The organism is Pseudonocardia yunnanensis, from assembly GCF_039534065.1.
Classification (GTDB): domain Bacteria; phylum Actinomycetota; class Actinomycetes; order Mycobacteriales; family Pseudonocardiaceae; genus Pseudonocardia; species Pseudonocardia yunnanensis.
Map to the genome: position 1 here is coordinate 1 of NZ_BAAAUS010000057.1, position 7,584 is coordinate 7,584.

The 7,584-nt window shown below is 68.1% G+C and carries 7 protein-coding genes; 3 read left to right on the forward strand and 4 right to left on the reverse strand.

What is annotated here, in order from left to right:
* The first annotated feature begins 458 nt into the window (after nucleotides 1-458).
* Nucleotides 459-2,117, forward strand: a complete 1,659-nt coding sequence (locus tag ABD743_RS39035; RefSeq protein ID WP_344728856.1) for an AMP-binding protein — start codon at nucleotides 459-461, stop codon at nucleotides 2,115-2,117.
* Nucleotides 2,118-2,334: 217 nt separating this feature from the next.
* Nucleotides 2,335-3,486, forward strand: coding sequence for a glycosyltransferase (locus tag ABD743_RS39040; RefSeq protein WP_344728858.1), 1,152 nt, complete (start codon nucleotides 2,335-2,337; stop codon nucleotides 3,484-3,486).
* Between the two features lie 179 nt (nucleotides 3,487-3,665).
* On the opposite strand, the gene ABD743_RS39045 is transcribed toward ABD743_RS39040, so the two are convergent.
* Both ABD743_RS39045 and ABD743_RS39050 read right to left on the reverse strand, forming a co-directional pair.
* Nucleotides 3,666-4,613 carry an alpha/beta hydrolase gene (locus ABD743_RS39045; protein ID WP_344728860.1) on the reverse strand — a complete coding sequence of 316 codons (948 nt, stop codon included), beginning with the start codon at nucleotides 4,611-4,613 and terminating at the stop codon, nucleotides 3,666-3,668.
* A gap of 61 nt (nucleotides 4,614-4,674) precedes the next feature.
* The gene (locus ABD743_RS39050) at nucleotides 4,675-5,217 is read right to left on the reverse strand and encodes a helix-turn-helix domain-containing protein (protein WP_344728862.1); all 543 of its coding nucleotides are present in this window, start codon (nucleotides 5,215-5,217) and stop codon (nucleotides 4,675-4,677) included.
* 167 nt (nucleotides 5,218-5,384) lie between these two features.
* On the opposite strand from ABD743_RS39050, the gene ABD743_RS39055 reads away from it, so the two are divergent.
* On the forward strand, nucleotides 5,385-6,062 hold the full coding sequence (locus ABD743_RS39055; protein WP_344728868.1) for a response regulator: 678 nt from the start codon (nucleotides 5,385-5,387) through the stop codon (nucleotides 6,060-6,062).
* Here ABD743_RS39055 and ABD743_RS39060 read toward each other — a convergent pair.
* Together ABD743_RS39060 and ABD743_RS39065 are read right to left on the reverse strand one after the other, a co-directional pair.
* Entirely contained in the window at nucleotides 6,041-7,144 is a 1,104-nt protein-coding gene (locus ABD743_RS39060) for a PAS domain-containing sensor histidine kinase (protein WP_344728864.1), read from the reverse strand. The genes ABD743_RS39055 and ABD743_RS39060 overlap by 22 nt on opposite strands.
* A 210-nt stretch (nucleotides 7,145-7,354) precedes the next feature.
* A partial coding sequence (locus tag ABD743_RS39065; RefSeq protein ID WP_344728866.1) for an SDR family oxidoreductase occupies nucleotides 7,355-7,584 on the reverse strand: 230 nt, incomplete at its 5' end.

Below are 7,584 nucleotides of genomic sequence, written 5' to 3' on the forward strand. Positions count from 1 at the left end.
CTACGTGCTCAGGCACGCCGAACGGGGACCCCGGACTTACACCACCAGCGGGGACGTGACCCGCGCAAAGTCCCAGCTGAACGAACGGCACGTTCGTGCAGTCCTATCGGACGGCCGCGCCGCTCGTCCGGCCGATGCGGTGCGCCCCGGGGGACCTCAGGCCTCAGCCGCGAGCGGCACTTCGGGGTCGTGACCGACAGGGGGCGCTCAGTCGTGCGGTTTCAGACGGGTCAGCGTCGTCGGCGCCCGGGCCCGGCCGCCGACCGGGCCCGCTGATCAACGCCTCCAGTGTTTTCCGTCACGGCCCGACAGAACGTTCAATGCTGAACCCCGACCCCAGGCGTGCCCAACCAGCCCCGCAGAAAGCAGGAATCGGCCATAGACGACTTTCGGCGCGATTTCGTTACAGTCATGTGATGTAAACTCCGTGGGGCAGCCACTGCGCGAGGGAGTTCAGAGTGCGACTCATCGAATCGATTCGATCTTCCGACGATATAGCGCGGAGATTCCGCGACGCAGGATTTTGGCGCAATTCGGGCGCGATATCCGACTTGTGCCGGTGGCGGGACGCGACACCGGACGCGACGGCGATCATGGCCTACCGGGCGGATGAGGGTTCAGCGGTGGTCAGCTATGCCGAATATGCCCATCATGTCGAGCGGTTCGCGGGCGCTCTCTACGAGTTGGGTGTGGGGCCGGGGCACGTGGTGGCGTGTCAGCTGCCGAACTGGTGGCAGACACAGGCCTTGATACTGGCTGCATTGCGGCTGCAGGCGGTTGTGGCGCCGATCACGACCACGATCCGCCCGCGCGAGTTGCAGCGGATGCTGCGGGTTCTCGGCGCGCGAGTCTGCGTCACGGTGGACGAGTGGGCCGGGTTCGACCACGCCGCGGCGTTGGGGGAGATCGCGTCGCGGTTGCCCGAGTTGCGACACCGGGTGGTGATCGGCGAGCCGGTCGGCGATGAGATCGATTTCCGGTCGTTCTTCGAGGAAACGCCGTGGGAGCAGCGCCACCCGGTGGCGCTGGACGACGCGTGGGAGGACCCGGACTGCGTCGCCATGGTTCTCTTCACATCCGGCACCTCGGGTGAGCCGAAAGGTGCGCTGCACACCCAGAACACGATGTACGCCTCTGCGATCAGCGTCGGCGACCTGGACGGCTTCGGCCGCGACAGTGTGCGCTTCACCCCCCACGCGGTCATGCACAACGTGGGGCAGAACAACGCCCAGGCGGTCTTGTTGGCCGGCGCGTCCATGGTCTTGCTCGACGGCTGGTCGGGCGAGCAGGGCGTGCAGGTGCTGGCCGACAGCGGCACCACCCATTTCGTGGGTGCGCCGTGCTTCGTCTACGACATGATCGCGGCCATCGGCGGGAAGATCCCCCATCTGCCCGCTCTCCGGACAGTGCGCTGCGTCGGTACGACCATCCCGAAGCCGCTCGTCTCGCAGCTGTCGGACGTGTTCGGGGCGCGTTTGCTGAGCGGATGGGGGATGACCGAGATCGGCATCGGCACGGTGACGCGCAGCGACGACCCGCCGGACTGGGCTGCGCACAGCGACGGCCGCCCTGTCATGGGGATGGAGCTGGACCTGCGCTCGGACACCGAGATCACGGAGGACCGGCCCGGTCGGGTGTTCGTCCGCGGCAGTGGCGTGTGCGTGGCCACGGTGGAACTGGATTCCGGAGCGCTGAGCGTCATCGCCGAGCACGACGACGGGTGGTACGACACCGGCGACCTCGCCGTGCCGGACGGACGCGGCGGGATCCGGGTGGCGGGCCGCGCCGGTGACCGGATCGGTGGGGTGTTCATGATTCCGGTCAGCGATGTGGAGTCCGAGCTGCTGAAGAACCCCGGCGTCGCGGACGTCGCCCTCATCGGTTACCCGGAGAACCACGGCGGGGAGCTGGCGTGCGCCGTGCTCGTCCCGGCCACCGAGCCGCCGATCACCCTCGACCAGCTGCGCAAGTACCTCACCGCGAAGGGCATGACCGAGTGGTACCTGCCAACTCGGGTGGAGTACGTCCAAGCGCTGCCGCGCAACTGCAACGGCAAGGTGCGCAAGGAGCTACTCCGGCGCTGGCTGATGGCGGCGGCCTCCCTCACCAGCGAGTGAGAGAACGCCACGGCGACACGTGTTCCCAAGATCAGGCTATTCGCCGACCCGAGATCGCACCATCCCAGATAATCCACCCTGCCAGGAAAGGTCAGCAGTGGCACAGGTACTCGCTTACCAGACACCCGCGATGGGTCATCTGTTTCCCACCAGCGTACTGCTGACCGAGCTGCGCGACCGGGGTCACGACATCGCGCTCCGCACCCTTGCCGCCGGCGTGGAGATCGGTCGCGACCTGGGTTTCGCGACGGAGGCCGTCGATCCCCGCATCGAGGACACGCCCTTGGACGACTGGAAGTTCGCGAATCCCAAGGCCGCCTTGCAGCGGGCGTTCGATGTGTTCGCGCAGCGTGCCGAGTACGAAGTGGATGACCTGCGCAAGACGATCGCCGATGTGTCACCCGACGTGCTGATCGTCGACGCGAACTGCTGGGGTGCGGCCGCGGTGGCGGAAGCCAGTGGGCTGCCCTGGGCGTCGTTCTATGCCTTTCTCCCTTTCCTGCGATCGCGAGGTGTACCACCGTGGGGACCCGGGCTGCGGCCGTGGCCGGGTTTCGTCGGCCGGGCCCGGGACGCGCTCGTTCGACCGATGGTGAGCGGCGCTTTCGACAAGGCGATATTGGGTCCGCTCAACCGTATTCGCACACAGGTCGGTGTGTCGCCTGTCAGCTCGGCGGATGAGTTCGTGCTCCGGCCACCGCTGAAGCTCGTCGCCACCGCGCAACCGTTCGACTACCCGCATCCCGATTGGGACGACTCGATCCAAATGATCGGCGCCTGCGCATTCGACCCCGCGCCGGAGGCAGTGCCGGAATGGTTGGCCGCTATCGACCGGCCCATCGTGCTGGTGACGACGTCCTCGGAGCGGCGGGGCGACACCGACGAGGCGCTCCTGGCGCTCACTGCACTGGCCGACGAGCCGGTCCACGTCGTGGCGACCTTCCCGGCCGGCCTTCCGGCCGGGATCACGGCGCCGGCGAACGCGACCGTCTGCGAATTCGTGCCGCACAGCGTGGTGCTGGACCGCGCGGCGTGCGCCATCACCCACGGCGGAATGGGCACGACGCAAAAGGCTTTGGTGCGAGGCGTTCCGGTATGCGTGGTGCCGCAGGGGCGCGATCAGTTCGAGGTCGCCCGTCGTGTGGAGGTAGCGAGGTGCGGCACCAGGCTGCCGGCCAAGGACCTCACCGTGACCCGACTGCGTGACAAGGTTCGGCAGGCAATGGCGATGACCGAGGGGGTCCGCCGGGTTGCCGCCGGGTTCGCTGCCACTGGTGGGGTGGTGCACGGGGCCGACCTGATCGAGCGGCGGCTACTCGGTCAGTCGAGGGGCGCGCCCTGGGCCGGCGACAGCACGCCGAGCAGTTGACCGGTGCCGGCACCCCTCGTCGCGCCGGCGCAACGTGCACCCAACCCGGAGTGGACGACCGTGCTGGAGACCCTCACCCCTCCGACGGCCTCCGGCCGGCACGCCGTTTGACACAGTGGTCTCCACCCCGCTCCGGGATGTGGCCCGGCATCTGGTCTCGGTCTGCGGCGACCATGCCGTCAGCGGCCGAGGGCCGTTCGCAGCACCGCTATCGCCTGCGCGACGGCGTGGGTCACCGCCTGGGTGTTGCGGACGGGGTTGAGCATCATGAAGTCGTGGATGGTGCCGTTGTAGCGCACGCTGGTGGTCGGCACGCCGGCCTCGGTGAGCCGGCGGGCGTAGGCTTCGCCCTCGTCACGCAGCACGTCGTTCTCGTCCACGATCACGAACGCCGGCGGCAGGCCGGCGAGGTCCTCGAGGCTCGCGCGCAGTGGTGACGCGGTGATCTCACCGCGCTTGTCCTTCTCCGGCAGGTAGGCGTCCCAGAACCAGGCCATCGACTCAGCGGTCAGGTACGGGCCCTCGGCGAATGTGCGGTAGCTCTCGGTGTCCTGCCCGGCGTCGGTCACGGGGTAGTACATCGACTGGTGCAGGAAGGTCACGTCGCCACGCTGTTTCGCGAGGATCGCGAGCACCGCTGTCATGTTGCCGCCGACCGAGTCGCCGGCCACGACGAGGTTCGACGCGTCCAGCCCCTCCGCGCCACCCTCGTGGGTGATCCATTGTGCCGTGGCGTAGGCCTGCTCGATCGCCACCGGATAGCGCGCCTCCGGCGACCGGTCGTACTCGACGAACACCACCGCCGCGTCGGCGCCCACGGCCAACTCGCGGACCAGCCGGTCGTGTGTCCCGGCGTTGCCCAGGATCCAGCCGCCGCCGTGCACGTAGAGCACCGTCGGCAGCACACCCGTCGCACCGACGGGCTTGACGATGCGGACCCGCACGTCACCGACCTGGGCCGGCACGGTGATCCACTTCTCGTCGACGTCGGGCTTGTCGATCGGCGCGGCCTGGATGTCGTCGAGCACCTTGCGGGCACCGTCGGGGCCCAACTCGTGCAGGAACGGCGGCTTCGAGGTGGCGTCGGCGATCTCCTGGGCCGCGGGTTCCAGAACGGGCTTACTCATTAGATGATCTTCCTTCCGGTGAATTGCCGTCGGCGTTCCGTCAAGGAATTCAGATCCGTTGCTAACTGGCTTCCCGCATCCCGTCCGGGCCCTGGCGGCGGTACTTCCCCCGTGAGGGCGCGGAAGCAGATCCGGGACAATGCTCACGGCGCCAACAGCTGGGAGTGATCCCGTACTGCCGCCGGAACGCCCGCTCGAACGTCCTGCGGTCGACGAACCCCACCGCAGCCGCGATGTCCAGCGTCCCGAGCCAGGCATACCGCGGGTCCGACAGCATCACCTGTGCCGCGCGTAGCCGTTGCTCGCGCAGGTACGCAGCGGGCGTGGTCCCGATCGGTTCGAACACGGTGTACACGTAGCTGACCGACACGTGGTGTCGCCGCGCCAGCTTGCCGACCTGCAGGTTCGGGTCGGCCAGGTGTTCGTGGACGTACATCAGCATCATGTCGAGAAGACGATCGACCGATCCTGGCGACCTCGGACTGGGCAGATGCGGGACGAACGAGAGATTCCCGAGCCGGCGCATCGAGGCAGGGGACGCCGGGTCGGCGTCCCCGGACGATCCGGTGACCGTCTTGCGACGTATCCCTGTTGTGCCGAACATCTGACTTCCTTTCCGGAGGTCGTCCGTACAGGCGAGTGTGCCGACGGCAGCCATTCGCGCCCATTGCGTGTCCACCAGGATTGAAGCGATGCAAACCCGAGGGCAGGTGTAGGGCGAACCCCACAGACAACCGCCATCGGCCTCCGTACCCTGAGCCGGTGGCCGCACTGCGGCTCATCGTCGGCGAGGACAACGCCCTCGTCCGCGAGGGCATCGTCCGGATCCTGGAACGCGACGGCGTCGACGTGGTCGACGCAGTCGACAACGCCGACGATATGCGCCGGTCGGCACTGGACCTGAAGCCCGACGTCGTGGTGGCCGACATCGAGATGCCCCCGAACTACGACGACGACGGCCTGCGAGCCGCCCTCGAACTGCGCGCCGCACAGCCGGAGATCGGGATCATCCTGCTCTCACAGTTCCTCGACGCCAACTACGCGCTCGATCTGGTCGGCACGCATCCCGAAGGGGTCGGCTACCTCCTCAAGGAGAAAGTTGCCGACCCAGCAAGCCTGCTCGACGCAGTCCGCCGTGTCGCGGCCGGCGGGTCCGCCCTGGACCCCGACGTGATCGCCCACCTCGTCAGCCGGCACAACGGACCCCGTCCGGTCGCCCGGCTGACACCACGCGAGCACGAGGTCCTGACCCTGATGGCCGAGGGCCACACCAACGCCGGGATCGCCGAGCGCCTTGTCGTCACCGTCCCGGCCGTCGAGCGGCACGTCACGGGGATCTTCACCAAGCTCGGCCTGCGGAAGGCCGACCGGACCCAGCACCGCCGCGTGCTCGCCGTGCTCGCCTACCTCCGCAACCAGCGCACGCCCTACACCTCCCGCAAGGGGTGACCACCGGGTTTCACCGATTTCCGCCGGCCGGCGACCTTCGGATCCACCGGGATCGTGATCCGGACGGTAGTGCCGCCTCCGCGCGGAGAGTCCACCTCGACCTTGCCGTCGTGAGCGCCGATCCGATCGACGAGCCCGACGAGCCCGGAACCTGTACCGACCCAGGCACCACCGATCCCGTCGTCGGTGACCCTGATGTCGAGCTCCTTTCCGTCGAACGAAACGGACACCGTCACGCAGTTCGCTCCCGCGTGCTTCACCGCGTTCGCCATCGCTTCGGCAACGGCGTAGTACGCGCTCGCCTCGACGGACTCCGACAGTCGCCTGCTGAGGTTGCTCGTGATCCGGCTCGGTATCGGCATCCGGTCGGCGAGGCCCTGGATGGCAGCCATGAGCCCGTAGCACTGGAGCGTCGGTGGATGGAGTCCTGCGACGAGCTCGCGGAGCTCGTCGATCGCGCTCTGGGTCTCGGTCACGGAGCTGTCCAGGAACACTCGCAAGTCGGAGTCACCGGGGGCGAGCTCGCCGCGGGCGAGTTCCAGACTGACCATCAACGCGACGAGCCGCTGCTGTGCCCCGTCGTGCAGGTTTCGGGCGATCTGGCGGCGGATCTCCGTGGTCTGCTCCATGATGCGGCGCTGCGCCGCCTTGGCCTCCGTGGCACGAATGGTGGCCGCGTCGCGCTCCCGCGCCGTCTGCTCGGCACGTAGGCGTTCGGTGATGTCGGTGAACGCCAGGACCACACCGCGACCGGTCGGCAGTTCGATCGGTGAGGACCACCAGGCGATCGGGAACAGGGAGCCGTCGCGCCGGATGAAGGACTCACTCTCACCGTGCGCAGCCTTGCCAGTACGAGCCGGCGCGAGGAGGACGCAGTTCTCATCACCCCCCGGACGGTCCGGTGGGCAGTAGTGGACGGTCGTATGGCTCGGCTTTCCGAGGAACTCGCGGTTGTCCTGATAACCCAGTGCCGCGACCGCCGCCGGGTTCGCGAACGTGATGCGCCCGTTGGCGTCGACCACCCAGATCGGCTGTGGAACGTCCCGCAGGATGCGGGAGACCACCTGCTCAGCTGTCGTCACTTGGAAGTCCTCGTGTCCAGTGCTACGCGCCTCCGACATGACCCGTTCGGACGAACAGGTTCCGACCAGCGGGCCTGGTGGCAGCCGATTTCGGGGCTAGCCGTTGCCTGTGGGACGGCCAGTATGTGCCACACGCCGCTCCCGGTGCGAGCGGAAGACCGCCCACCAGCGCCTCGAACCCGATCGGGGTGGCAGGTGCTGCCGGCGTGGTCACCGCTGCAGGAACCCGGCGTCCACCGGCAGCGACACACCGGTGACGTAGCGGGCCTCCTCGGAAGCGAGCCACACGATCGCGTTCGAGACGTCCACCGGCTCGACCATTTCCACCGGCAACGCGTTCTGCAGGCGGGCGTCCGTGCTGGGCAGCATCCGCGCTATGAAGTCGTTGACGATCATCGGGGTGTTCACCCCCGTCGGGTGCACCGTGTTGACCCGGATGA